The organism is Alteromonas sp. OM2203, assembly GCF_048517045.1.
Lineage (GTDB): Bacteria > Pseudomonadota > Gammaproteobacteria > Enterobacterales > Alteromonadaceae > Alteromonas > Alteromonas gracilis.
Genome location: NZ_CP183209.1, coordinates 3,100,683 through 3,126,740, shown reverse-complemented (window position 1 = coordinate 3,126,740; position 26,058 = coordinate 3,100,683). Strand labels below are relative to the sequence as shown.

Below are 26,058 nucleotides of genomic sequence, written 5' to 3'. Positions count from 1 at the left end.
CTGATTTATCTGTGTTTTGTTCTTTGTTTTGTGTTTGGTGGGCGACTTTTGTTAAATAACCTGACACATTATCAGAGCCCGTAACGCCCTGACGCTATCACTGAGTTGGGGTCGAGTGTTTGTTTAATCTCTCTAATGCTTTCTATCAACGTAGAAGAATAGTATTTGTCATAATCACGATGCTGTAAGCTGTTGAGCCGGTAGGTCAGGTAGCCGCTCTCTATGAGTCGTCTTACCAATGAATTATGGCAGCTCTCCGCATGATGATCTGAACTACCAGAACGTCTGTCGTATAACAAAGAGATTACACATTCAATTGCTGTTGAGGTGAGTACAGTCATCGATATTGCAGACTCAACGTCGAATTCCTCTAGAACTTCAGAAACGATAGATACGAGTTTTTCGGCATTTTTACCTGTAGCTGGGGCAGTAGGTGCAAGCCATATAAGACCAACTTTGTTCCTCTCGAGTTTTGTGAAGTCATTGTCAGAAGGTAGTTGGGTCAGTTTATAATGCACACTCTTTAGAAAGTCATTAGTAGGTTCACCGCGTTTCAGTTTCATTAGGCTATTTAATTTGTCGAGAGTTTTGTCGACTTTTAAACCGCTTAATTGAGAAACTTTTGGGGCAATTCTCTTTAACCATTTGAATTTGGCTTCACTAATAAACTGTACTTTAAACTCTCCATTTGCAAACGTGCGTTTAATTTTCTTCTTCCAAACTTCTACTTCGTCGCTACTCCCGTAAAGTGCACCTGAAGCAGTCCATTCGTTTAACATGTAAGCTTTTGTATGTCTCTTTCTGTCTTCGTCTGATAGTGAAAGCTTTGATAGGGGCCAGTCACTTTCATCAAGGGCTGCCTGCAGGGATTTATCGAGATTTGTTATGTGGACGCAGCTTTTTATAATTTGCCTTTCTCGTAAATCACGAATTCTATCGACCAACACATTAATGTTTGTGTCTTTCTGTGTCGTAATGAAGAATGGAAGATAGCATTCAGGTGCAGCTATAAGTTTAAGTGTTGCCTCAGTCACAATACCCAGCGTTGATTGAGAAAAAATCCCGTCGACATAAGGGCCCACGCCCCATTTGTATATGCCTTCACTCGCAAATCGTTTTGATTCGTCAGAAAATTGTCTAAACCCAGTTGAGATAGCTTTTCCATTTCCTAAAACTACGTCAAAGTCGCTAATGAACTCAAAGTGGTTTCCGGCGGGAGTATGACCAAAGCCTCGTTCCAGACTGTTGCCCAAAACGCTGCAATCTACTGATGAGCCTGTTGCGTCCATCCAAAACTTAAGGCCTTTTTCCTTTAAAAATTCATAAAGCTGCTTTTGGGTAACACCAGCCCCAATTCGTACTGTACCCAAAGTGTCGTCATATTCTGTGATGATATTAAGGTTGACTAGATACAGTAAGAAAGCATTGTCGCTTCCCGCTTCCGAGCATGTATAGCCCCAGTTTTTTCCACTACTTATAGGGTGTAATTGGAACTTTTCATCGTTTTGACTATTTGCGTCGTTGAACAATTTAACTATCTGGAAAACTTCATTTTTGTCATTGGGTATGATTACAGCACAAGGGTGTGTTTGTTCCTTTGTTGTACTTGTAGAAAACTCGTCAAACATTTCGCCATGTGTAAGAACATTCGGTTTTCCTACGATAGCTTCAATTTTGTTCACTAATTCCAGTTTTTTAGGCATTATCGAGTTGCTCTTTCATGTCTTTTCCAATGACCATCATCAACTTCTTAAAACCAGGAGATAGAGTTTGGAATAACACTTTGGGGTCAATATGATAAGGTGCTCTTTTCCCATGATATTCAGTCACCTTTCCTATTTGCGTAAAAGGGATTCCTACAAATCTGAGACTGCGCGCAAGTCTGGGTTCCATCATTACGAAAATATGATTGATGCCCTTTTGTTGTGTTACCGTCGCGGCCATAAAGTATAAACTTATAGCAATGAAGGGAAAACAACGCATTTCGTTTTGTGAGAAGCTATGTTCATCAATTACACCAGTACCTGCGCCCTCATACTGGTCAGTTTTCCGTTTACGAAATTGCGCGGGAACAGCGAGACGTGATATTTCACAAATCTCTTCACGCCTATAATTTTTTGGATGAAGGACTTCATCTTCTATTGCATGACTACAAAATTGCTCGATGGGGAGTAGTTGCTCTGAAGAATTCGACATCACCATGCGAACAGTGCCTGCAAAGTTTTTTGACCCTTTATGCTGGACTAAGCAATGGATCGAGTGCTCGTCAAATTCATCTTTCTCCAAGCCGTCTGATTTTTCCGGTTCAAACGCTAGCTCAGTGCAGTAAACATCATGTCTTATCCTGAATGATAGTTCCTTCGTGGCCTGGTCATTTGCTATCGTGGTATTAAAAAACTGTTTAAAGTGGGTAGCTATTTTACTTACTTCTCTGTTTGCAAGCGTGGTCTGGAGTGATTTAGACACATTCCTAAGCAGTGGGTTGCTATCCATTTTTTTAAACAATTGCTTTAGCATTGTCATTCTCTTATTGGCAACGGTGTTACTATTAGATAAGCATAGCCCAAATAGGCTGTCTAGACCTACTTTGGGCTACAATTGTTTATGTAGACCTTGAAGATAAAGTTAATTTTTTATTGATCTCAGTGTATCTTCGTAATTAGGGTTATTAGGTTTTAATTCTAACGCTTTTTCAATTAGTGTTAATGCATTCTGTTTATTACCAAGCTCATTCTCGATCCAAGCCAAGTTATTCATGACAGCATGGTTATTCTGCGTTGCTTCAAGCAGGAATATGTAATAACTCCGAGCTTTTAGCTTATCTCTCTCAACTAAAGCGTCTGCCAACAAGCGCATATTGATAATATCTGACGGTAGATACGAAACATGCTTTTCTAAGAATGAAATTGCTTCGCTAGCTTTTCTTTGGTTCATCAGTGCGCTGAACATCATGGAAGCAACTCGCGGGCTAGGTGCTTTTTCATATGCTTCGGCGAGTCGTTCTTCGGCTAAAGCAAAATTTTTACTCGTCAATGCAAAGCTTGCCGAGATCCCCCTGCCTAAAGGAGTATTTTGAGTTGCTTTCGGTATTTGAGCGAATTTCTGTTTAGCTAACTCTAACGAACTTGTTAACAACAAAAAGTTGACTTGAAGTAACTGTAATCTAGGATCATCAAATTTCTTAAGAGCTTGCTCTGTTGTTTCTAGTGCTTTATTCGCGTTTCCTAACGTCTCAAGATAATTTATTTTAGCAATATAGGCATCCGGAACGTCGGGGGTGTGTTTTATCCATTCATCTAACGCTATCAAAACCTCTTCAGGTTCTGTCGCCATTACTTTATTTTTTAATAGTAACTTCCAATAAGCAGAATTTAGTTGTTGAGCATTTTTTTTGTAGCGAGAAAGAGAACTTAAGGATTCTTTATTTTTGCTCTCTAGTAGTAAAAATTTGGCTTTCAAAAGCTCAAATTCAAAAGACTTTTCAATGAGTGAGTCAGTAACTTTATAGACGAAGTTCTGACTATAGTTATTTTCTGAATTTACAATAAACAGCTGATTAAGCAATAGTAGGTCAGGTTTGTCAGTTGATATTGCTTCCTCTAGATATTCACTTGCTTGCTTAGCGTTCTGAGTTGCTAAGAGTGACTCAACGATGAGCGTATGTTTCAGAGGACTGACGACTTTATTTGCCTGAAGACTATCAAGAGCAGCGTCGTAATCGCCTTCCAGGTAGCTTGCGACGCTGCCAGCAAACATTGCTGCCTCTTTGTTTTTGCTTTGCCATGTGTCAGCAATCTGTTTTAATTTCTCTACTTGATTGTACTGATAAAGTGTCCCAATCATTACCTGCGCTAAAGCACCATTCTCAGGTGCTACTAAAGGAATGAAATCAAAATTCATTTCCTCTGAATTTGCTTTAAATTTATTTAATTGAGAAAACTTTTGAAATTCAGATGATAAAGAAGAAGTTTCGATCGAGGCGATACTTTGGATGAGTTGATTTCTTGTATCAATATCGCCTTCTGCTTGAGCAGCGTTAGCGGCAATAGCAAATAGCGAAAGATTAGCTTCGTCGCTATCAACTAAACTATTTTTAAATACCTCTATTCCTTTTTTGTAATTCCCAAGCTTTATCTCAGTTATAGCGAGGACTTTTCTTGCAGGATGTCCTTTCGGAAATACTGAGTTGGCCCCTTTTAGCTGTTGAAATGCTTTCTCGTAATATCCCTGTTGGAGGTATAGCGTGCCAAGGTAAGTTTTGAGGGCGCTGTCATTGGGATAAAAATCTGCAGATTTAAGTAGATATTGTTCAGCTTCTCCAAGAGAACCGTTAAGAAAATTGATCGTTCCTTTCAACCTGTTCGCTAATGGTTGATCGGGGAATCGAGACAAAACTTCATCGGAATACAACAGTGCTTCATCATATTCTTTGTTATTGTAATAGCATTGCGCCAACCGTAGGGTGGAGTATGGGTGAGTAAAAAGTTGTTCATTTACTTTTTCAAAGGTATCAATGCACTTTGTAGCCTCACCGTTAGCAAGATAATAGTGCCCTAGCATGGGTAAAAAAATACCATCGCTTTCTGTTTCGATGGCAGCAGTTTCGTCTTGAGATAGCTTCAGTTTTTGGTCCGAAATATTGTTCTCTAGTGCAATGAGCGCTTGGTCTAATAAATCTTGGGTTTTGGCGCTTTTTTTCTCAGTACTCCCCACAAGGATCAAGAATCTATCATTAAGTTTACTAATTCTTGAGTTCTTTTGTAACTCTGGAAATGTAGTATTGAAAGACTCAATATCTTCGAATTCCTGATTAAAAAAACTCAGTAAAAAGTAGTTTTCTATCGCCGAAAAGGCTTTGTCAGCATTTTCTTCTTTAATATTTTCGAGTATGCGAGTGTATTCCCTCTTAGCATTTAATATCTGACCAGTTTTCAAATATGCGTCCGCTAACAGAAGTCTAGCATCCAAAAACGTTTCATTTTCCTGAACTAAGCTTTTCAACTGAATAATTGACTTTTCGTAGGCGCTAGCTTCATAGTCCTTCTCAGCTAATAAAAACTTCTCTTGGTCAGTTTCTTGTGTGCACCCTAGTGACAGAAGGCTAGTTAAGCCTAGAAATAAAATTTGTTTTTTATTCATGGTTGAATCCATTTCCTTTGTTTCGCTAACATTACTCACTTCTTTTCGGCTTTTCAAAGCAATTTAGTTTAGCAAGAAATATTTTACGCGGGCTCCGTATTCGTACATCGCCATCTCTACTCGACGCATTGCGTTTGCAGATGGCATCTTAACGTATGGGGTAAGGCTTCCCGAACTGTGGAAATCTACTGGGAAAATACTGACCTCGTTACAGTATTCAGAAAGAAGTAATGACGCTCTTTTCGTATGTTTTGCTGAAGTAACTAGAATGATATTTCTTTTAGTTATATAGTCTTTTATCGATTCAACTTCACTCGCGGTGTCTGTACCTTTAGCTACTAATATTAAATTTTTTCGTGAAACGCCAAGGTCAAAAAGCAATTCAAACGCTTTTTGGGAGTAGTTTATATCAGGGTCATGTAAAAAATTTCCACCCGTCACCAAAATTGGTTTATCTAGTTTCTTTGAAAGCTTACTTGCTTGAACTAGTCTTTGTAGGGAGCAATGACTCCATCTTGATATTTCTGACACTTTGCCGACTGTAGAGTAATAACAAGCGGGAGTGACGATAAAGTCTGTTACTTCGGACTCCGCCAATGATTCTGAGTATGCTATATCATGTTCCAAAGGATATAAAAGAAGATCTGCAACGTAAGGCTGTGTTGTTAGCAACGCTAGTGATATAACACTATACATGCATGCCTTGCATAATCGTTTGAAATTAAACTGTCTCAGAATTAAGGCAATAGCTAAAATCAAGCACATTAAGCTTAATGGTGAAGAAATAATGAAAAACAGCTCTCGTAAAAGATGCACAGTTAGCAACGTCCTAGTGTTAGCTCGATTTTTGAAAATGGTAGGTAGTTTAAACAAGCTAATGGGGTTTTGTACTATATTCTTGTTGGCCACATCAACTCATTTACGCGCAGAACAACAATTTATTGATGTAGTTGAGAGCGTTACAAAGAGTACCGTTGCGATTGCGTTAGATGCTCCGTATAAGCATGCATCTCCGAGGGTTTTAGGAACGGGCTTCATAGTTGATGATGGGTCTTATGCTATTACCAACTATCACGTGGTATCTGAACCGCTAGATCCGAAGTATGTTGAAAATTACGTAGTGCTTAGTGGTGAAGGTACGGTTGTTAAAAAAATAAAAGCAGAGATTATTAAAATAGATCTTAAGCACGACTTAGCTTTGTTAAAGCTAGATAGCATTTTGACTCCTGTAGCACTATCTTCTAAAAACATGCTCAGGCCAGGTACTGACATAGCGTTTACTGGCTTTCCCATTGGAGCGATACTAGGGATTTACCCTGCGACTCACCGTGGCTACGTATCAGCAATAACGCCTGACGCTATACCAGCAATGAATTCGCAACAATTAAACTTAAAGATGATGGAGAGATTAGATAGCGTTAGTCTGATATATCAACTGGATGCTACTGCTTATCCAGGAAATAGTGGTAGCCCTATGTACGAACCCAGAACAGGTGAGGTTATTGGAGTAATAAATAAAGTCTTAGTTAAAGACACGAAAGAAAGCGCGTTGTCTTCACCTACAGGAATCTCTTATGCGATTCCTGTTAAATTTGTTATTAAGTTATTAGAGAGTAATTTCGGTAAGGATTGATGGTATAGACATTTGATTGTGGTTGAACAATCGTCGGTGTCTCTGTGTTTCTAGAGAGATAGTGTTATTTTCTATAAGGTCGATTATATAGTAGAGCTTAGGTTTGAGTATCTTTATACCTGTGTATCATTTGAACGAATGTAATGGAAGTTGCTTATCAGGTAACCTTTAATAATTCAAAAGGTGAGTTCTCAAACTTTTCTTGCTACAATTCAATGAGAAAAGCTCTGTAATCTCAGCCTATACGGTTAGTCTATACTGAAAGGGTGTATGATTTTTTTACAGTTTTTTAGAGAATAGAATAAAAAGCTCTATACAACAAAGAATTAAGTTTCGGTATGAAACTTGTGTGTCACAGTGCGAATTGATTTTTCTAGGATGTGGTTAGAATGGATAACAAGATAAATAACGATGAAGCGAAAAGAAACGCTCGTCGTAAATTTTTAAAGAGAACATCCGCTGGCGCGATTTTAGCGTCATTACCCGCTGCATCTGTGTGGGGGCAGGATTCTCTTATTGCAGGTTCCATTGCGGCATCCGGTACCGGTTCTGACTATGCTGGAGGCTCGTCAATAGCGCTGCTTTCACCAGGATACTGGAAGAACCACACCCAAGAGTGGGGAGTTGTTTCAATTACAGCTAGTTATTACTCATATACCAACAGTAAACCTTTTGGTTATGGGATATCGGGTTCGTTGATGAAAGACTCTGATGGTAACGTCCTATCTGACACGGATATGCAAAACCTTACCCTTCTTAAAATATTGCAAAACCCTGGGGGCGGTAACGGTGAAGGTAATATTAAGGGAAAATTTGCAGGTCCAGGTAACATTAATTGCTACATCGCTGAAATGATCTTGAATGCAGCTAATCATGGAAAAACTCTTGATGGGCAACTAATTAACTTTCCGGTTTTGTATGATTCAGCGAATGTAGGGTTAGGCAGCAATAGCGGTACACCGCACAGGGGTCTATTTCCTAGTTTAAATGCGTTTGCCAACTATCTTCATACCAGCGCTATTGGAAAAGAAACCGCCATGGCACTTGAGTTGGAAGCGTTGCTTAACGGAAATCATGCCTAAGAAGCTTGATAAGTACCTTGAAGAAGGCGTGATGTACCACGCCTTTTCTGATCTAAGTGGCGTAACATTTTATTCGACGATAAGTAACGAAATTTTCGTGGCGGCTGTTTCAGAGAGTGACCTGCTTAGTGCTTTTCACTTGAAAAGTGATATGACGGCGGATGTTTCAAATGTTGCGAGCGTTCTTGTCAAACAGGGGTTTATAAAAACTGAATGGCATTAAGCAGTTTTGTGCTAAACACTCACCCATTTTCTTTTCGAGTGTCGACAGATATTGAGCAAATAGTTGAAAGTGTCAAGCTTCTTTACGGCGATGCTGTAGAATTAGACTCTCGAATTTCCCTTCCTTATTACGAAATTAAAATCAAGCATACTAGCCTTGCTAGAAAGCTGTTTAAATCACAAAGCCAGTTTTTCTGCGATCAGCGCGAACCTTTTCTTCCAATGCCAATCGATAAGTGTCTGGCCATGTTCGAATGGGGCCTCAATTGGGTGGTGAGTGCTCATGAATTCAGGCATGTGATTCTTCACTCGGCGGTATTAGCTAAGGGTGACAAGGCGGTATTGTTTCCTGCGCCTCCTGGCTCAGGAAAAAGCACGTTGACAAGTTGGTTGAGTCATAATGGTTGGCGACTATTGTCTGATGAAATGGCTTTAATGACCCCAAATACTACACAAGTTACCCCTTTTGTTAGGCCTATTTGCCTGAAAAATAACGCAATTGCTTTAGCGAAAGAGTGGTTCCCTGATGGGCGATTTTCACATATTTCTCCTAACACTCATAAAGGTGATGTAATACACCTCTCACCACCTCAAGCGTCGTGGCATGAGCGATTTAATACAGCAGAGGTAGTTGCTATTGTTTATCCTCAATATTCTACGAGCACATTCTGCGATATTTACGAGCTTACCAAGGCTGAAGCGTTTTCTACGCTTACTACAAACGCATTCAATTATGGCGTTCTAGGTGGAACGGGGTTTACAACACTGACGAATTTAGTTGAGAAATGTCAAACTTTTGAAGTTAAGTATAATAATTTAGAAGAACTACAGAGCTTCTTGGAAAATGATGTCCTCTAATTCGTTACCTATAACCGAAGAAGCAATTGTTCGAGCGCTTCAAGACCCCGAGAGCTGCATAGGTAAAAGTGATGCGTGGTGGTTTAGTTTTATAAAAATTTTGCGTTTCGAGCGCTTACTGTCACTCTTTGCTTTTAGATGTGAAGAGTTAGATTTACTTGTCAGTTTTCCAATGGTAGTGCAAGGGCACCTTAAAAATGCGTTGATCATGGCTCAGCGACAAGCCGATCATTTAAAGTATGAAGTTTCGCTTCTATCTGATTCAATCAAAACCGTCACGCCTCAATGCTTGTACTTGAAAGGCGCAGCTTACTGCCTAGCTAACATGACAGTTTCTAAAGGCCGCTTGTTTTCAGATATTGATGTTTTAGTACCGAAGGAATGTTTGGATAAAATTGAAAAGAGCCTTTTATTTAAAGGTTGGCTGAGTAAACCGATCAATGATTATGATGAACGGTACTATCGAGAGTGGGCACACGAGATTCCTCCTCTTGTGCAGTCTAGACGAGGCACTGTTGTGGACATTCATCACAATCTGGTCCCTCCTATATCAGGGAAAGCACCAGATATTGAAGCATTTTTATCTCAGACCATGCATGTTAATGGTGTAACGGTACTCAAACCTCACGCCATGCTGCTTCACTCATGTATTCATCTTATCTTTAATGAAACATTCAAGCAGGCACATCGCGATTTGTATGACATTTCTTCTATTATCAAAGACTATGGCAATTCAACATTTTGGGATGAGGTTATTCGTCTCGCGAAAGAAACAGGCTTTTATAAAGAACTATTTTTGGGGTGTCGCTACAGCAGTAAGAAGCTTGGTTATGAACTGCCGCCTAAACTCATCAGTGATGTGCCCTATACAAGCGCTAAACTAATGTTGTTAGACTTGGTAATGCTAAAAGCATTGTCGCCTCATCACCCACTATGTAAAGTACCCGGTAGAGGTGTCGCTAATTTTCTTGCGTGGGCGAGAGGCCATTGGTGTAAAATGCCCTTAATGTTGCTCATTTATCATCTTTCTATCAAATCTGGCAGAGCGCTTGCACAGTCTATTTTGGGTAAACATTTTTTTGATGCTGAAGGGACACCTAAATAGTGGGTAATAATCTTATGGAGAAAAAATTGAAAATCTTAGTCACCGGAGCAGCTGGTTTCATTGGTGCAGCTGTATCGCAATACCTTATCAATCGTGGTGACCAAGTTGTCGGGATAGACAACATTAACGATTATTACGATGTCAATTTAAAGCATGCTCGTCTAGACGAGATTAAGTCATCAACTGCAGCTGATTTGTTTTCATTTGTAGAAATGGGCGTTGAAGAGCGCGACAAAATGGCCACGCTGTTCGAAGAACACAAGTTCGACAGGGTAGTGCACTTGGCCGCTCAAGCGGGTGTGCGCTATTCCCTTGAAAATCCTAACGCTTATGTCGACTCTAACATAGTCGGTTTTGTGAACATTCTGGAAGGCTGTCGCCATAATAAAGTCGAGCATTTAGTGTATGCGTCTTCTAGCTCAGTTTACGGCGCGAATGAAACAATGCCGTTCTCAGAGCAGCACAATGTCGATCATCAGGTAAGCTTGTATGCCGCCTCTAAAAAGGCCAATGAACTGATGGCGCACACATATAGCCACTTATATAACCTACCTACAACTGGGCTGCGCTTTTTTACAGTGTATGGCCCTTGGGGGCGTCCAGATATGGCGCTGTTTAAGTTCACAAAAGCTATTTTGGAAGGTAAAACAATACAGGTTTATAACTACGGTAACCACCGTCGCGATTTCACCTACATTGATGATATCGTAGAAGGCGTTATCCGTTCTTTAGATAATGTGGCTAAACCCAATGAGAGTTGGGACGGCAGCAACCCAGATCCAAGTACGAGTAAGGCACCATACAAGGTATACAACATTGGCGCGCAAACACCTGTTCACCTTCTGAAGTTTATTGAGACGCTAGAAAGTGCATTAGGCATTGAGGCGAAGAAAGAACTTCTTCCAATGCAGCCAGGCGATGTGCCTGATACTTATGCTGACGTTTCATCATTGGTCAACGACACTGGTTATCAGCCTTCAACAGACGTAGAAACGGGCGTGAAAGCCTTTGTTGATTGGTATCGAGACTTTTACAAAATTTGATTTCCAATGAGTACTTGATTAGGTTACGACACATCAAGTGCACTGCGTTTCATTACGCCCGCACACTTTTTGGGCAAAAATTCTTTTGTGGTTGCGTAACCAAGCTCAAAAAGTGTGTTCTTTATCTCAGGCGATAGTGAGAAGTCTACCGCTGAAATCTCACCTGTATTTACCACCACGGTATTATGCCAATACTTTGCATTAACGTATTCCCGAGAAATTGCCGTCATAAACGTTCTAATAAGCATGCTGACATACTGAGGCAGTTGAAGCATATTCTTCTTAATTGCTTTGCGCTTTTGTTCGGTGCTTTGCAGCCGGAAACATACAGAGGGCGTTCCATCACCTCGCCAATCTTCAAAAAGTGCGTCTTCTGATAATATTGCGCCATCCACTAGTAAATGTTCTTTGAACGGCTTAAATGAAAATATAAGTGGGATTGACATGGAGTAACGCACAGCCTCTGACACTTTCATATCAGGCGCAGTCTTTTTGTTGAATAACACAGGCCCGCCGCCGTTCACATCGGTGGCAAGAATGTTCAAATTCATCGGCATATCGTTAAACACTGCCCCTTCGAGTTGCCTATCAATCCATTTTTGAAAGACATCACCAGATGAGAGACCGCCTTCACGCAGCAGTCTTACGAGTGAGAACTCAGTAAATTGTTTGAAGTCAGTGACTAGCGCTAGCTCTCGCATTTGCTCAACGGAGTAACCTTTGGCGTAAAGCGATGCGACAATAGAGCCCCCCGATACACCTACTAGCGTATCGAAGCCAATATGCATATCGTTCAAGGCCTTAATAATACCGATGTGTGCACTTAGACGTGTGCCGCCACCTGAAAAGATGGGCACAATTTGTGTGATGCCCGCTCGTAATAGGTCATTCGGAACTGTTGCTGGGGCTATCTGCATGTACATACTCCATAATGATGAGGCTGCTACAACCGCAGTTTTTTGCTTTCGTTGTCACTGCTTAACCTCTTATTAAAAGCGTAGTTTACTGAGCTCGTAACGGCAAAATAGAGATGCTATTTAGTCAGGAACTTTAGTCTAGGGTGTTGCTTTTTCGCTACGAGATGGGATGGGGTGAGATGGAGTGTGGGGAGAAGGAACTACCTCGTGTTAATTTCCTGATGTAAAGCAATAAACGAGAAAAGGTAGCCAATAGAGATGAACAAAACAAAAAGCCCACCTCTGTTACAACAGTAGGTGGGCTCTATTTCTCTAGCGTATAATTTTCAATAGCTAAATTAATTACCAGCTAGTTTCGCTTTCATCTCCCGTCGACGGGCGTGCAACAAAGGCTCGGTGTAGCCGCTAGGTTGCTCTTTACCTTTAAAGATAAGGTCGCTCGCGGCTAAGAAGCCGATAGAGTTGTCTAGGTCCGGGCTCATCGGAATATATTCAGGGTCGCCGGCGTTTTGCTCATCCACTAGCACTGCCATACGCGCCAAAGACTCTTTTACCTGATCAACGCTCACAATGCCATGCTCTAGCCAGTTGGCGATGTGCTGGGATGAAATACGCAAGGTTGCGCGGTCTTCCATCAGCCCTACATTGCTGATATCCGGCACCTTTGAGCAACCTACGCCTTGGTGAACCCAGCGTACAACGTAGCCCAAAATACCCTGAACGTTGTTGTCGATTTCTCGCTTAATACCGTCTCGAGTGAGTGTTGAACCATCTTCTAACAAAGGAATGGTGAGAATATCGCTTAACCCATCAAAATCGGCATCAAGAGACTTCTGAACGTCAAACACGTTTACGTCATGATAATGAAGCGCGTGAAGTGTCGCGGCAGTAGGTGAGGGCACCCACGCCGTATTAGCCCCAGCCTTTGGATGGCCAATTTTAGTGGTCATCATATTTTTCATTTCATCAGGTATTGGCCACATGCCTTTACCAATTTGGGCTTTGCCAGAAAGGCCGCAGCGAAGCCCCACAGCCACATTTGCAGTTTCATAAGCCTTAATCCACGCCATCGACTTAAGCGCAGCTTTTTCTGCAAATGGCCCTGCAAGCATTGAGGTGTGAATTTCATCACCGGTTCTATCTAAGAAACCTGTGTTAATAAACACAACACGTGAGGTGGCCTCAGCAATACACGCTTGAAGGTTGATGCTCGTGCGGCGTTCTTCATCCATTATGCCCATTTTAAGGGTGTTGGCTGGCACATCGATAATCGTTTCGATAGCGCCAAACAGTGCGTTAGAGAATGCGACTTCCTCTGGCCCGTGCATTTTAGGTTTAACAATATAAATACTGCCTTCGCGGCTGTTTTTAAATTTGCTGTTACCTAAAAGATCATGCTTCGCGATAAGAGATGTCACTATACCGTCCATGATCCCCTCTGGCACTTCTTCTCCGTCAAAGAGCATGGCATTGTTAGTCATAAGGTGGCCCACGTTTCTAACGAACATAAGGCTTCTGCCAGAAAGTACTAGCTCTCCTTCCTGTAGCTTGTTCTGCGATACGTGCTTCGACGGTTGATAATGTCTATCGTCGTGCATAGCGCGAACAAGCTGCTTGCCGCCTTTTGTCATCTCAATGCTAAGCGTGCCTTTCATAAGGCCTAGCCAGTTGCTATACACCAAGGTTTTGTCTTCGGCATCAACCGCGGCAACGGAATCTTCACAATCCATAATGGTGGTTAGTGCGGCTTCAACCAGAACGTCTTTTACGTTTGCGGCATCGCTCTCACCGATAGGGTGTGTGGGGTCAATTTGAATTTCAAAGTGCAGGCCGTTGTGAGCGAAAAGCAGGCTCGTGGGAGCGCTTATGTCACCTTGATATCCTTGCCATTGCTCAGTGTTTGCTAGCGTAGTTTCATCACCATCGGAAAGGGTAATAGCCAATTTACCTGTTTCAATTTTGTATTTGGTAACGTCGGCATGACTGCCCTTAGCAAGCGGTATCATGCTATCTAAGTAGTCTTTCGCTTTCGCAACAACTTTGGCACCGCGAACAGGATTGTAGCTTTTACCTGCTTCAGCACCGTCTTCATCACTTATAACGTCAGTGCCGTACAATGCGTCGTACAGGCTTCCCCAGCGCGCATTTACCGCATTAAGAGCGTAGCGGGCGTTATTGATTGGTACAACTAGCTGAGGACCAGCCATCGTTGCAATTTCAGCATCAACATTTTGTGTTTGAGCACTTACATTTGAAGGTTGTTCAACGAGGTAGCCAATATTTTTGAGGAAATCAGTATATTGATTTCCACTTACTGGGTTGCCAGCCTTGTGGTAGTCGTCAATTGCACGTTGAAGCTGCTCTCGCTTTTCTAACAGCGCGCGATTTTGAGGAATGAATTTTTCGAAGAGGGCTTCAGCACCTTGCCAGAAAGCATCTTTATCTACGCCTGTACCAGGAAGAGCCTGTTCGTTGATAAAGTTATCGAGTTGTTCGGCAACCTGTAGTCGGCCTCTAGTAATATATCCTTGCATAACTACCTCTATACATTTGTCTGTTAACCCAGTGTAGTGTGTATAGAGATAGTTTTTTAATTTATGGTTTGTATTTTTGCCATATATCTCGTGAATGTTTAGCCGGCGTTCATTTCGCTAGCCACATCGCTGATTAAACGGCGTAGCCAAATGTGTCCTGCATCGTGGTGAAGTAGGGCACTCCACGCCATTTTTAACGCAATAGGCGGGATGTCGAAAGGGGGCTCTTTAATTACTACGTCTGGGTCGTGTTTAAATAAACGGGCAGCTTTACTTGGCAAGGTAGCAATAAGCTTCTGCTTTTTCGCAATCTGCAGGGCTGCATGATAATGACGCGTAAACACACGAATAGCGCGTTGTTTTCCAATTTTTGTTAGCTCAGCGTCAACCCACCCCAATTTTTGAACTTCATTTGGGTCAATACCCACGCCCACGCCAAAGCCAGTTTTGCTAACCCAAATATGCTGAGCACTCAGATAGCCCTCAAGGTCGCATTTTTCAACTAGCGGGTGGTCGGCACTCATTACACAGCTAAAGGTGTCATACCAGATAACTTTTTGGTGAAACGACAAAGGCAGTTCATCGAAGCGGTTAATTGCCATATCCACTTTACCTTGCTCTACATCGTGAAACGTCACGTCGCTTGGCGTGATAAGGTCGAGGGTAATATTAGGCGCTAAATCGGCTAGCCTGCCCACTAATTCAAGTAGCAGAGTACTCTCCGCATAGTCACTGGTCATTATGCGGAAGGTTCTGTCGCTGGTTAAGGGGTCGAAATCAGTCTCTGGCTGAATAGAACTTTCTAATCGACTAAGCACATCGCGAATAATAGGCTGTAGCTCAAGTGCGCGCTTAGTAGGTGTCATCCCGTCACTGGTGCGAACGAGAAGCGGATCTTTAAACAGATCGCGAAGGCGCTTTAAGCCGTTACTCATTGCTGGTTGAGTAATGCTTAGCTGGTTTGCCGCTTTCGTTACACTTCCTTCGCGCAACAGCACATCCAAATAAACCAATAAATTCAGGTCGACCTTCGCTATATTCATTATTCTAATGCTCTTTTTAAACTGAATTAAACGTAACTATTATAAAGCTTTTTTATTGCAATGTCAGATAAGCGTTTAGTCTTAAATGAATAGTTTTAATATTTTTAAGTTATTGGTTTTTAATGAGTATGTAGTTTTTTTATGAAGCCAAAAAAAAGATAGTTTTCTTTATTTTTTGTTGAGGGCATAAATAAAATAAATGTGAGGCATAAAAAAGGGCACCCGAAGGTGCCCTGTAGGAAAGGTTGGGATACTTTCCGTTTAACTCTTTACCTGTTCGCGTTATACGTCAAACTGGTTCATGGTGTTGTCTTCACCAGATGCTTTCAGTGCACCTTCACCAGAGAAGTACTCTTTGTGCGTGTCACCTAGGTCTGAACCTGCCATCGCCTGGTGCTTAACGCACGCTAGACCTTGACGAATTTCTTGACGCTGAACACCGCGTACATAAGCAAGCATGCCTTCTTCACCGAAGTAACCCTTTGCAAGGTTGTCAGTAGACAGTGCTGCAGTGTGGTAAGTAGGTAGCGTGATAAGGTGGTGGAAGATACCCGCTTCACGTGCTGCATCAGCTTGGAAGCTCTTAATCTTCTCATCAGCTTCTGCTGCAAGTTCGCTGTCATCGTAGTCAGCAGACATCAGTTTTGCGCGGTCGTAACCAGAAACGTCTTTGCCTGCTTCTGTCCATGCGTCAAATACTTGCTGACGGAAGTTAAGCGTCCAGTTGAACGATGGAGAGTTGTTGTATACCAGCTTAGCGTTTGGAACCTGTTCGCGAATAGCGTTAACCATTTCAGCGATCTGACCAACGTGAGGCTTTTCAGTCTCAATCCAAAGTAGGTCAGCACCGTGCTTAAGCGACGTCACACAGTCAAGTACTACACGGTCAAAACCTGTGTTGTCTTTAAAGCGGAATAAACCGTTTGGTAAGCGCTCAGGCTTAACAAGTTTGCCACCTTGCTTAAGCACTAGGTCGCCTTCAGTTAGGTCTTCCACACCCGCAACATCAGTCGTTTTAAGGAAGGCGTTATACTGGGCAGCTAGGTCACCTTCAGAGGTAGACACAGGAATTTTCTGAGTAAGACCAGCACCTAGTGAGTCAGTACGTGCAACAATTACACCTTCATCTACACCTAGTTCAAGGAATGCATAGCGTACTGCATTGATTTTTGCTAAGAAGTCTTCATGTGGAACCGTTACTTTACCGTCTTGGTGACCACATTGCTTAGCGTCCGATACTTGGTTTTCGATTTGGATACAGCACGCGCCAGCTTCAATCATTTGTTTCGCAAGTAGGTATGTTGCTTCTTCGTTACCGAAACCTGCGTCGATGTCAGCAATAATTGGCACTACGTGAGTTTCGTAGTTGTCTATTTCTGCTTGGATAGCCGCTACATCACCGCCATTTTTCTTTGCGTCGTCTAGTTTGTGGAAAAGGTCGCCCAATTCACGCGCATCTGCTTGGCGAAGGAAAGTGTAAAGCTCTTCGATAAGTGCAGATACTGATGTTTTTTCGTGCATTGATTGGTCAGGAAGAGGACCAAATTCAGAGCGAAGTGCTGCTACCATCCAACCTGAAAGATAAAGGTAGCTTTTGCTTGTAGTGCCTTGATGCTTCTTAACAGAAAGCATTTTTTGTTGGCCTACGAAACCATGCCAGCAGCCAAGTGACTGTGTGTACTGAGACGAATCTGCGTCGTATTCAGCCATGTCTTTGCGCATGATACTTGCTGTGTAACGAGCAATGTCTAAACCTGTTTTGAAACGGTTTTGAACCTTCATGCGTGCAGCGAACTCTGGATTAATGCCTTCCCAAGTTCCGTTTTGTGCTGCCTTTAATGTGGCGAAGTTATCAATGTCTTGTTGATATTGCGACATGAGCGTCTCTCCCGACTATAATTAAAATACTTAACGTTGTTTATGTTTACGCTGTAGGGCGTTCCCGTTGATTCCATTTCATCCTAGTGCCGGAATTGGAATAATAGAAATATATATTTTGCATTGCGGTCATTTATTTTGTGAATGTATGGGGTGTGCAGGGGCGTACAATGGCGTACAGGGGTGTACAGTGGCGTACATATATTAGCAAGTACGATGTTATGCACAGTAAGCGGTAGTTGCTGTCGTTTGTTTAATCAGTCTATTAGCTAAAAGGGTAATGGTATTGTGTGAGAAGGCAGGGTAAATTTCCGCGAGCAAATACGGCGGTAACATGCCTGCAATATTTTGGCTAGCTAATTGATATTAAGATAAAAAGTGGGTTTTATGAGTAGCAGTGTACTGTCGTCAGTTGATCAAAGAACAAAGCTAGTTGGTGAAAACAGACTAGAGCTTTTGATGTTCCAGCTTGGAACACGGCACGTTTTTGCCATGAATGTCTTTAAAATTAAAGAAGTCATTAATGTTCCAAAACTTAACATCATGCCTGGCTCTCACCATAATCTCAAAGGCGTGATGAACTACCGCGGTAGCTCAATTCCTATCATCGATTTACGACAAGCTATAAAAATGCGCGGTACGTCTACCGAAGAAACGGCGAAGAACGTGATCATTACTGAATACAATAGAAGCATTCAGGGTTTTATCATTGGTAACGTTAAAAACATTGTTAACACCTCCTGGGGCTCTATTCAGCCGCCTCCTTCAGCAATCGGAAAGTCAAACTATTTAACCGCCATAACTCAGGTGAATATTGAGGGTAAACAAGAGCTGGTCGAGATAATTGACGTTGAAAAAGTATTAGCTGAAATCATTGATTACGACACATCTATCTCTGAGGAAGTACTGGACAAAGAAATAGTTAACCACTTTGTGGGCAAGAAAGTGCTTATAGTGGATGACTCCAGCACCGCAAGAAAACAAATCAAAGATACCTTGGAACAGCTTGGTGTTACCATTATTGAGCGTAAGAACGGCGCTGAAGCGCTTTCATTGCTGAAGAAATGGGCTGATGAAGGCAAAAATCCTACCGACGAGATATTACTCATGTTTACCGACGCTGAAATGCCAGAGATGGACGGATATAGGCTGACATCAGAGGTGCGCGGCGATCCAAGAATGAGTGATTTGTTTATTGCGCTTAATACGTCCCTAAGCGGCAGCTTTAACGACGCCATGGTAGAAAAAGTGGGATGTAATCGATTTATTTCAAAATTCCAACCAGATATGCTTGTTGACGTTGCTCAGCAGCGCATGCGCGAATATCTTGAGTCTACCAACAATAAGTAGCCCTTTTTTCCCTTTCGTATTTTGACCTCCTAGCGTTGCCAGATGAACCTTTAGTCATCTGGTGGCGCAGCATTTTTATCCAAAAGCTTTGAGCATCTTGCCTGCCTGCATTACACTACTATTTTCTATCGCTTAACAAACATAAGTGCACATTAGCGAATAGTAGCGATAGCACCGATTTTTGTATCTGCACCCGATTAAAAGGGCTTTTAGATACTTTTAACTTACTCAGGGAAGTTTAAATGATTAAACAATTTGTTCGCACATCCGTTTTAAGCTGTGCGTCAATCGCCGTTTTAGCGGGTTGCGGTATCACTGAATCTGCAAATCAGCCTGCCAGCCCAAATAGTCTTTATCCACAATCTGTACCGAAGAATATTATTATGGTTGTTGCAGACGGTATGGGGCCTGCCTACACAACGGCATATCGTAATTTTGTTGACGATCCTTCAACACCTAAGATAGAACCCGTTGTGTTCGACGATATCTTAGTTGGCAATGCATCGACTTATCCTGCTCAAGTTTCTGGCTATGTAACAGATTCAGCCGCAGCGGCTACTGCATTGGCTACTGGCGTGAAGTCATATAATGGTGCAATTGGCGTTGATGTAAATAAGCAGCCTGTAAACTCAGTGATGTATCACGCGAAAAGCAAGGGTATGCGAACTGGTTTAGCGGTGACTTCTCAAATTGTTCATGCGACGCCTGCTTCTTACATCGCTCACAATGAAAGCCGTAAGAACTATAACGAAATTGCTGAAGATTTTTTCGATGTTCGCGCCGATGGAAAGTTCGTTGCTGATGTAATGCTGGGTGGTGGAACCTCATACTTTGAACGTGAAGACAGAGACATCTTGGCCGAGTTTATTGATGCGGGCTACGAATATGCTGATTCATACAACCGCCTAGCATCAGTACCTGCAGGGAGTAACGTATTGGGCTTATTTGCACCTGTAGCGCTGCCTGCAGTGCTTGATGATAAGCGTAAAAATCGCCTTGAGTACCTAACGCAAAATGCCATCAAGCATTTAGAAAACGATAACGGATACTTTCTTTTAGTTGAGGCAAGTCAGGTAGACTGGGCTGGTCATTCAAATGACATCGCTTCTGCTATGGCTGAAATGCACGACTTAGCGCTTACCATGGAATATCTACGGGATTACGTTAAAGCTAATCCCGACACCTTGGTCGTGTTAACTGCCGATCACAGTACCGGCGGTTTAACGATTGGTGCTAATGGCGACTATCGCTGGAGCCCAGAGCATTTGAAGTCAATGTCTGCATCAGTAATGACTATTGCTCTTGAAATGGCGAACGAAGAGAATCCTGGCGAGTTTGTTGCGAAAAAGCTAGGTCTTTCTTTAAGTGAAGAAGAGCTTGCTACCCTTGATAGCGTATCTAACCAGGATGATAAGACACGCTTCATGGCTGTGAAGACCTTTTTAGATACAAAAACTAACACAGGCTGGACCACTGGCGGCCATACTGGGGTAGATGTTGAAGTATTTGCTTTCGGTGCGGGGTATCAATCGTTCATGGGGCAAATAGACAATACGGATATTGCGAAGAAAATCTTCAGCTTTATTGATAAAAAGCAGCCGGTACAGATCGCGCCTCCATCGAAGAAAGTATCTACTAATATAGAGCTTACGTCTGACGAAGATGATGACGGCCAGTGTAATTTTAAAGAGGACTGGCACTGCAACTAGTTAATGCGATAGCTTCTTTGATTTAAGAAGTATCTTGTCATAAATAAAGCGCCGACGTTATATAACAGGCGCTTTATTTTTATCAGCAAAAAATGAGGCTATAACAGAGAATGGAAAACGAAATGCTGTCGTTACTTCAAGATATCTTTGAAGAAGTTGAACCTATGTTGGGAATGGGAAAGGTTGCTGACTACATTCCGGCTCTGGCGACGGTAAACCCACGACAATTTGGTATATCAATTTGTGACACCCAGGGGCGAATTACGTCAATCGGCGATGCCAGCGTGCCTTTTTCTATTCAAAGTATCTCGAAGGTTTTCAACTTAGTGTTAGCTATTAATCACTATGGAGAAACCATGTGGGATCGCGTGGGATGCGAGCCCTCAGGTCTGCCGTTTAACTCGTTAGTGCAGCTAGAATATGAAAATGGTATTCCACGAAACCCTTTTATCAACGCCGGAGCGCTGGTGGTTAGCGATATGGTGCAGTCTCGTTTTGCTTCCCCCTTCATTGCCATGCGAGACTTTGTAAGACGCTTAAGTTGTAACGGTGAGATTGTTGTTAATAAAGTAGTAGCAGAATCTGAATTTGAGCATCGCTCTCGCAACGCGGCAATGGCTTATTTGATGAAAGCCTACGGTAACTTTGAAAATGAGGTGGAGGATGTGCTTAGAAACTACTTCCATAACTGCGCACTGGAAATGAGCTGTGAAGATTTGGCGCGCTCTACCAGTTTTCTCGCTAACGCAGGTTTTTCTACTTGCGCCAACGAACAAGTGCTTACGCCTTATCAAACTAAACAGGTGAACGCCCTGTTAGCAACCAGCGGTATGTACGACGAAGCAGGTAGTTTCGCATTCAAAGTGGGGCTGCCAGGTAAAAGCGGGGTAGGCGGTGGCATTGTTGCCGTTGTACCTGGCCGTTTCTCAATTTGCGTATTTTCACCAGCGCTTAACAGTGTAGGTAACTCCCAGCTAGGCGTTGCCGCACTAACCTCGCTTAGCGAACGCATAAACTGGTCTATCTATTAATAGCCTGTCAACTCCATAAAGCCGCTTCCTGAGTGGCTTCCCTTTACCTGAACTCGCCCTTCGTAGTAGGGGAAAACACTGTCATTCCACTGATCTTTCTTAAACGCAGAGATAGTCACGTCGATATCCTTTGAAGGGATCTTTATTTGCCAATGAGAGGGAACAACATGGCGGCTATTCTCACGTTGTATCGTTGCATATTTTAACGGGGAGATAAAAATGTCATTCTGGCTCAGAGTCTCTTTATTTCCATTCTCAGTGATGTAGCTGGCGGTTATGTAAACCTCGTTTACGAGGTTTTCGCCATGCTTGTCGTTATCCTTACGTACTTTCTCGCTCTGGTTAGCGGCGTGCATGCGAAAAGCCATCAACTTACTGCCATCGTTTAAATGAAGCGAAAACCAATCCCATCCCATGGCTTGATTATTGGCTAGATGGCTTGTCCACTCATGGTCGAACCAACCGTTTCCTTTTACCTTTATCGCTTTACCGTCAACGTTAATAGCGCCCTCTGCCTGAATGAAAGGCTGACTGTAATAGTACGAGCGCAGACGCCCGTCCTCGGTCTTTTTGCTGTAGCCTTTTTCACCATGCTTAATAAAAGGGCCTGAAGTGGTGAGGTTCAGCGATACAGCTACGGCATTATCGTTGAGCTTGTGAGCACTGGTTAATGCAGCAGGTGATGATGCCTGTTGGTTTTCTTTTTCAGGTAGGTCAGACATTACTTGCTTAGTTTGCCCAAATGCAAAAGACAGTGTGGACGGAAACATGCTTTCGCGTTTGTTGTTGTCATCTATATCTTTTGTTGAGCTTTCCCATACCCAATCGTCTATGGCTGCGCTGAACGGTTGTGAGCGAACATAAGCGTTGCCTACGCCGCCAGAAGCGAAGCGTTCTTCGAAGTAATGAGCGTTTGCGGTATAAAGTGATGCATGTCCCATCCACTGCTGCCCGTTTGACCAGCTACTACTTGTGGCATCGATATGAGCATCGTCACTGGTATTAAAGCGAAAGAGAGTGTATTGAAGGCCGATTTCATCGCCAGTTTCGCTTTCCAATACGAAAGTTAAATACCACCATTCAAGCTGAAAATCAGGATGGCTTTTGTGATCAGAAGGCAACCGTAAGGGCTTGTTGCGCTCTACAGAGGTAAACCGAGCGCTAGTTTCCATGTCTCCAAAGAAGCGGTTGGGTGTGTTATTCACTTCATTATTTATACTGTCCGGTTTCTTTACAGTGTTATCCGCTGTATTGAGACTAGCTTCTGTGTAGGAGGTATTTTTACCACCGGTTTCATTTTTCATCGTTTCATCGGCGGGCTCGCTGCAAGCCGTTAATAAACAGCACGCAGCGATAATTCCAAGCAGTGCTGAAGATTTTATCTGTTTTTCCTCTTTATCTAACAGGCTTACGAATAACTTTTTCCATTGCTTTAGATAGTGGTTTAACAGTTGTAATGACAGCTTTTTAGCATGATTTAGCGTCATAGCTGAACCTCCTGCCTTAAGTCGATTTTTGGCTTTAACTTGCCCAAAGGAAGCAGCAGTACCAGCGATACGATAAGCAGAGACAAGCCCACGCTAGATACAATGACTTGTGCGTTAATGGCGAGCGGGTATGTCCAGTTAAACGCGTATCTGTTTACTAAGTTGATAAATACATACGCCAGATAAATACCAAAAGGTACGGCAAGAAGTGCAGACATAAAGCACAGCAACATGTACTGCATAAAGAGTGCAAATTTCACCTTGATTTGGCTTACTCCAAGGGCTCTAAGTACCGATAGCTGCGCCGCGCTGCCCAGGGTTAATACCGTCAGTGAAACTGCAAAAGCAATGCCTGCAACTAAAAGCGTTGTAATATTTAGGCCATCGGTCAATACAAAAGTCCTATCAAAGGTTTGCATAGAGATATCTAGTAAATTTTGCTTGGCATACAAGGTGTATTTACCTTGCATTTGGGGCTGTGCATCCAGCATTTTTTCTACTTCAGCTTTAAACTTAGCGTCGTTTGAATTAAGAGGCGTCGATGATCCGTCGCTAATATCACCGCCATAACCACCGCCCCTCTCTTTATTCTTTCCAGTGAACTTGGCTTCAGGTCTATCGGTTTTAACCGTTGGATAGATTGCCATTACGCCAGAGTACAATGCGTTTTTAACTACATCATCCTGCGTAGCAAAGAAGGGCAGGGGTACCAATACTTGACCGTTCAGATTCCCATAATCAGGGTAAATGCCGAGGACTTTCCACGTAGGCATTGTTGAAAAGATAGTTGAACCTACCTCTGAACCAGCCTGTGCTATTTGATCATTTAGCGCAGCGTTGTCCGATGTTTCTGACTGACGAAATTTGATACTCGAAATAGCCAACGTATCACCTAGCGCTATGTCATGCTTGTAGGCAAGCTGTTGATTGATAAAAATACCTTCGCCGTTAATGAATTTTTGCCACACAGAATTAATCGCTTTGTTTCCCTTTAGTCCATTCTGTGGTGACGTGCTTTTTTCTGGATTCGGCACTAGGCCTGACATTGGGCCTGACATTGAACCCGAAACAGTGCTTGAAACTGTTTTAAGTACTGAATCTAACACTAGTGCTTTTTTGCCGGTGTCGTGAACAGGGTAGCTACTTATAGATATCTTTGTGGGCGCATCTACCCTGCTTATTGCGCCCCCTCCGTTTCCAGCGACGCCTATGATTTTTCCTTCTACTTTCAAAAGAGGTGTTGTGGTCATGGAGGGTAAAAGCTTCACCCTTGAAAGAGGCTGGTTGGTATATAAATAGAAGGGGGCGTAAAGCCTTTGGGTTAACCACTGCTCGGTTGCGTTTCTGAAACTATCCGTCATGGTATTCATGCCAATATTGGCGGTAAGGGCGATGAAAAAAGCACATACTGCAAGGCGGGTTTTGCCCGATAATGAATGCATATTGGCAATAACATAATAAAACACCGGCCACTTTTTGGGCGTAATGCCTGTTAGTGCTTTTGCGATAATTGGAAGCCATAATAGTACTAGCACACAGCTAGATAGCAGAAGCAGTGCAACGAAGAGAAGTGCAGAAGCGGTTGAGGTGACAACCTGCTCTACAGCGAAGAGCAACAGGAGCGTAAACAGTGTTGAAGTCAGAACAAATAAAAGAGAAGCGCCTTTCGTTTTCTTCACTCGATTAACGGTCAAAGCCTTTGAAAGCTTTGATACCGGTACGAGTGCAAACAGGGCTAGCGAGAGAAATGTTACGAATAGCGCCAGGCCAAACAGCGAGAGCAAATTAACATCGGGGTTCACAAACACCGCGTTAAACAGCGACGTAAAAGTACCGCTGATTACCGGAGAGAGCAAAGTCGCGGCCTGAAAGCCTATAAACATTCCAATAGGTATGCTCATCAGACAATACAAAAGGAGTTCTGTGAATAAAGCACTCGTTAATATTGTGCTTGAAATACCCAACTGACGAAAGCGAATGATGTTAGGTAAGCGTGTACGGTACATTAAATTAAGCGCATTAAGCACGATGAATAGCGCTACTACCCCCATAAGTCCACTCATCGCCCACAGGTTTAAACGAAAGCTGTCGGGTAGAGAGCCTGTTTCATTTGTGGAACCTGAAGTCGTCACCGAGACGGGTGTACCAAGAACCGCCTCTATATCTCTAACGTCTTGCGTTTTGAGCGCAGTTAAAGCAATTAACCCGGCAAGTGGAAATTGCCCATCGTTTAAATTAACACCGGCTTTATAGAAATCGTCAATTGGAATCACCAGCGTATCTTGGGGAACCAGATTGGTAGTGCTGGCAGCTATAGTCGCAGGCCAGAAAAGTCGTGTTTCGTTACCTTCTGCTGACTTTATTTGCGGCGGCACATGGTGGCTATGGCAATTAAGCTTCGCGCTTGTGGCGGGATGTAGAAGCCCATTTACTGCAAAAACATCAAACGTATCTGAGGCTGAGCGCTGTGAATTCGATGGCTTTGGACTAAATATCCGTCCGTTACTTTTCAATGAAGCTTGCGAAGAGGACATTGAGTTTTGAAGTAAAGACATGTCAGGCACCGAAAAGCCTCGCATCCGGCTTCCCAGAAATGGCTGGGAATCTATACCTAACAGCGTAATCGTCGAATGCTTTTTGGTTTCCTGAGCTTCGTTTTTCTCGCTGCTACAGGTTAGCGTGATATCTCGTGTAGTAAATGCAATAAGCTGAGTAAAACCACTTCTTCGCAATAACGAATACTGCTCTTTGGTGAAATTTACCGCCTTGTCAGCTGGCGTAACAAGGCTATTGGTTAAAAGGCTTTGCTTATTTTGCAGCAGCTCACCCTGCGTGGCGCCCTCGTTTATCAATAGAACGGTAATTAACCCTGTATTTGCCAACACTATTGCAAAAATAATAAGCAACGGCTCCCACGAGCGCTTTTTCGCCATAGCAAAGAGAGCTAAGGTAGTGAGCAATAAGGTACGCAACCGTTTCTCCTTTTACTTGCTGTTTTGGTGCTTTATTTTGGTGTTGGATGGCTTC

The 26,058-nt window shown here is 42.7% G+C and carries 19 protein-coding genes; 9 read left to right on the top strand and 10 right to left on the bottom strand.

Annotated elements, in window-relative coordinates; genetic code table 11:
- Window positions 1-71: 71 nt before the first annotated feature.
- From ACM0P2_RS13910 to ACM0P2_RS13895, 4 genes are all read right to left on the bottom strand, one after another.
- Window positions 72-1,703, bottom strand: a complete 1,632-nt coding sequence (locus ACM0P2_RS13910; protein ID WP_159119944.1) for an FAD-binding oxidoreductase — start codon at window positions 1,701-1,703, stop codon at window positions 72-74.
- Entirely contained in the window at window positions 1,696-2,517 is an 822-nt protein-coding gene (locus tag ACM0P2_RS13905) for a PEP-CTERM/exosortase system-associated acyltransferase (protein WP_159119945.1), read from the bottom strand. Before ACM0P2_RS13905 ends, ACM0P2_RS13910 begins: the two co-directional genes overlap by 8 nt.
- A gap of 108 nt (window positions 2,518-2,625) precedes the next feature.
- Complete coding sequence (locus ACM0P2_RS13900) at window positions 2,626-5,139, bottom strand: tetratricopeptide repeat protein (RefSeq protein WP_159119946.1); 2,514 nt, start codon at window positions 5,137-5,139, stop codon at window positions 2,626-2,628.
- 63 nt (window positions 5,140-5,202) lie between these two features.
- Window positions 5,203-5,835 carry a YdcF family protein gene (locus ACM0P2_RS13895; protein WP_159119947.1) on the bottom strand — a complete coding sequence of 211 codons (633 nt, stop codon included), beginning with the start codon at window positions 5,833-5,835 and terminating at the stop codon, window positions 5,203-5,205.
- Between the two features lie 136 nt (window positions 5,836-5,971).
- Between ACM0P2_RS13895 and ACM0P2_RS13890 the strand changes: the two genes are divergently transcribed.
- From ACM0P2_RS13890 to ACM0P2_RS13865, 6 genes are all read left to right on the top strand, one after another.
- On the top strand, window positions 5,972-6,772 hold the full coding sequence (locus ACM0P2_RS13890) for a trypsin-like peptidase domain-containing protein (RefSeq protein ID WP_419226710.1): 801 nt from the start codon (window positions 5,972-5,974) through the stop codon (window positions 6,770-6,772).
- Between the two features lie 389 nt (window positions 6,773-7,161).
- Window positions 7,162-7,854 carry a hypothetical protein gene (locus ACM0P2_RS13885; RefSeq protein ID WP_159119948.1) on the top strand — a complete coding sequence of 231 codons (693 nt, stop codon included), beginning with the start codon at window positions 7,162-7,164 and terminating at the stop codon, window positions 7,852-7,854.
- Window positions 7,847-8,077 carry a hypothetical protein gene (locus ACM0P2_RS13880; protein ID WP_159119949.1) on the top strand — a complete coding sequence of 77 codons (231 nt, stop codon included), beginning with the start codon at window positions 7,847-7,849 and terminating at the stop codon, window positions 8,075-8,077. Before ACM0P2_RS13885 ends, ACM0P2_RS13880 begins: the two co-directional genes overlap by 8 nt.
- Window positions 8,068-8,934, top strand: coding sequence for an HprK-related kinase A (locus ACM0P2_RS13875; protein ID WP_159119950.1), 867 nt, complete (start codon window positions 8,068-8,070; stop codon window positions 8,932-8,934). Before ACM0P2_RS13880 ends, ACM0P2_RS13875 begins: the two co-directional genes overlap by 10 nt.
- Window positions 8,921-10,039, top strand: coding sequence for a nucleotidyltransferase family protein (locus tag ACM0P2_RS13870; protein WP_173360001.1), 1,119 nt, complete (start codon window positions 8,921-8,923; stop codon window positions 10,037-10,039). The genes ACM0P2_RS13875 and ACM0P2_RS13870 overlap by 14 nt, the downstream gene beginning before the upstream one ends.
- Window positions 10,040-10,065: 26 nt before the next feature.
- Complete coding sequence (locus tag ACM0P2_RS13865) at window positions 10,066-11,082, top strand: NAD-dependent epimerase (RefSeq protein WP_159119952.1); 1,017 nt, start codon at window positions 10,066-10,068, stop codon at window positions 11,080-11,082.
- Between the two features lie 23 nt (window positions 11,083-11,105).
- Here ACM0P2_RS13865 and ACM0P2_RS13860 read toward each other — a convergent pair whose 3' ends face one another.
- The 4 genes from ACM0P2_RS13860 to ACM0P2_RS13845 all read right to left on the bottom strand — a co-directional run bounded on the left by ACM0P2_RS13860 (window position 11,106) and on the right by ACM0P2_RS13845 (window position 17,454).
- A complete protein-coding gene (locus tag ACM0P2_RS13860; RefSeq protein WP_159119953.1) occupies window positions 11,106-11,999 on the bottom strand; it encodes a patatin-like phospholipase family protein in 894 nt (297 codons plus the stop codon).
- Between the two features lie 338 nt (window positions 12,000-12,337).
- Window positions 12,338-14,533: a malate synthase G gene (locus tag ACM0P2_RS13855; protein ID WP_419226709.1), complete on the bottom strand. Its 2,196-nt coding sequence runs from the start codon at window positions 14,531-14,533 to the stop codon at window positions 12,338-12,340.
- 98 nt (window positions 14,534-14,631) lie between these two features.
- On the bottom strand, window positions 14,632-15,576 hold the full coding sequence (locus tag ACM0P2_RS13850) for a LysR family transcriptional regulator (protein ID WP_105931610.1): 945 nt from the start codon (window positions 15,574-15,576) through the stop codon (window positions 14,632-14,634).
- A 282-nt stretch (window positions 15,577-15,858) separates the two neighbouring features.
- Complete coding sequence (locus tag ACM0P2_RS13845) at window positions 15,859-17,454, bottom strand: isocitrate lyase (RefSeq protein WP_120961413.1); 1,596 nt, start codon at window positions 17,452-17,454, stop codon at window positions 15,859-15,861.
- 387 nt (window positions 17,455-17,841) lie between these two features.
- Between ACM0P2_RS13845 and ACM0P2_RS13840 the strand changes: the two genes are divergently transcribed.
- The 3 genes from ACM0P2_RS13840 to glsB all read left to right on the top strand — a co-directional run bounded on the left by ACM0P2_RS13840 (window position 17,842) and on the right by glsB (window position 21,544).
- Window positions 17,842-18,804 carry a chemotaxis protein CheV gene (locus tag ACM0P2_RS13840; RefSeq protein ID WP_159119955.1) on the top strand — a complete coding sequence of 321 codons (963 nt, stop codon included), beginning with the start codon at window positions 17,842-17,844 and terminating at the stop codon, window positions 18,802-18,804.
- Between the two features lie 242 nt (window positions 18,805-19,046).
- On the top strand, window positions 19,047-20,513 hold the full coding sequence (locus ACM0P2_RS13835; RefSeq protein WP_159119956.1) for an alkaline phosphatase: 1,467 nt from the start codon (window positions 19,047-19,049) through the stop codon (window positions 20,511-20,513).
- Window positions 20,514-20,635: 122 nt separating this feature from the next.
- Window positions 20,636-21,544: a glutaminase B gene (gene glsB / locus ACM0P2_RS13830; protein WP_159120011.1), complete on the top strand. Its 909-nt coding sequence runs from the start codon at window positions 20,636-20,638 to the stop codon at window positions 21,542-21,544.
- Here glsB and ACM0P2_RS13825 read toward each other — a convergent pair.
- Complete coding sequence (locus ACM0P2_RS13825) at window positions 21,541-23,031, bottom strand: lipocalin-like domain-containing protein (protein WP_236547191.1); 1,491 nt, start codon at window positions 23,029-23,031, stop codon at window positions 21,541-21,543. The two genes, glsB and ACM0P2_RS13825, sit on opposite strands and share 4 nt — an antisense overlap.
- Window positions 23,028-25,964: an FtsX-like permease family protein gene (locus ACM0P2_RS13820; protein ID WP_159120013.1), complete on the bottom strand. Its 2,937-nt coding sequence runs from the start codon at window positions 25,962-25,964 to the stop codon at window positions 23,028-23,030. Before ACM0P2_RS13820 ends, ACM0P2_RS13825 begins: the two co-directional genes overlap by 4 nt.
- Window positions 25,965-26,058 lie beyond the last annotated feature (94 nt).

What these genes read in the sequence shown, in the direction of transcription:
- ACM0P2_RS13910 (WP_159119944.1), bottom strand. Translation starts at nt 1,703, where the DNA reads ATGCCTAAAAAACTGGAATTAGTGAACAAAATTGAAGCTATCGTAGGA.
- ACM0P2_RS13905 (WP_159119945.1), bottom strand. Translation starts at nt 2,517, where the DNA reads ATGCTAAAGCAATTGTTTAAAAAAATGGATAGCAACCCACTGCTTAGG.
- ACM0P2_RS13900 (WP_159119946.1), bottom strand. Translation starts at nt 5,139, where the DNA reads ATGAATAAAAAACAAATTTTATTTCTAGGCTTAACTAGCCTTCTGTCA.
- ACM0P2_RS13895 (WP_159119947.1), bottom strand. Translation starts at nt 5,835, where the DNA reads ATGTATAGTGTTATATCACTAGCGTTGCTAACAACACAGCCTTACGTT.
- ACM0P2_RS13885 (WP_159119948.1), top strand. Translation starts at nt 7,162, where the DNA reads ATGGATAACAAGATAAATAACGATGAAGCGAAAAGAAACGCTCGTCGT.
- ACM0P2_RS13880 (WP_159119949.1), top strand. Translation starts at nt 7,847, where the DNA reads ATGCCTAAGAAGCTTGATAAGTACCTTGAAGAAGGCGTGATGTACCAC.
- ACM0P2_RS13875 (WP_159119950.1), top strand. Translation starts at nt 8,068, where the DNA reads ATGGCATTAAGCAGTTTTGTGCTAAACACTCACCCATTTTCTTTTCGA.
- ACM0P2_RS13870 (WP_173360001.1), top strand. Translation starts at nt 8,921, where the DNA reads ATGATGTCCTCTAATTCGTTACCTATAACCGAAGAAGCAATTGTTCGA.
- ACM0P2_RS13860 (WP_159119953.1), bottom strand. Translation starts at nt 11,999, where the DNA reads ATGCAGATAGCCCCAGCAACAGTTCCGAATGACCTATTACGAGCGGGC.
- ACM0P2_RS13855 (WP_419226709.1), bottom strand. Translation starts at nt 14,533, where the DNA reads ATGCAAGGATATATTACTAGAGGCCGACTACAGGTTGCCGAACAACTC.
- ACM0P2_RS13850 (WP_105931610.1), bottom strand. Translation starts at nt 15,576, where the DNA reads ATGAATATAGCGAAGGTCGACCTGAATTTATTGGTTTATTTGGATGTG.
- ACM0P2_RS13845 (WP_120961413.1), bottom strand. Translation starts at nt 17,454, where the DNA reads ATGTCGCAATATCAACAAGACATTGATAACTTCGCCACATTAAAGGCA.
- ACM0P2_RS13840 (WP_159119955.1), top strand. Translation starts at nt 17,842, where the DNA reads ATGAGTAGCAGTGTACTGTCGTCAGTTGATCAAAGAACAAAGCTAGTT.
- ACM0P2_RS13835 (WP_159119956.1), top strand. Translation starts at nt 19,047, where the DNA reads ATGATTAAACAATTTGTTCGCACATCCGTTTTAAGCTGTGCGTCAATC.
- glsB (WP_159120011.1), top strand. Translation starts at nt 20,636, where the DNA reads ATGCTGTCGTTACTTCAAGATATCTTTGAAGAAGTTGAACCTATGTTG.
- ACM0P2_RS13825 (WP_236547191.1), bottom strand. Translation starts at nt 23,031, where the DNA reads ATGACGCTAAATCATGCTAAAAAGCTGTCATTACAACTGTTAAACCAC.
- ACM0P2_RS13820 (WP_159120013.1), bottom strand. Translation starts at nt 25,964, where the DNA reads ATGGCGAAAAAGCGCTCGTGGGAGCCGTTGCTTATTATTTTTGCAATA.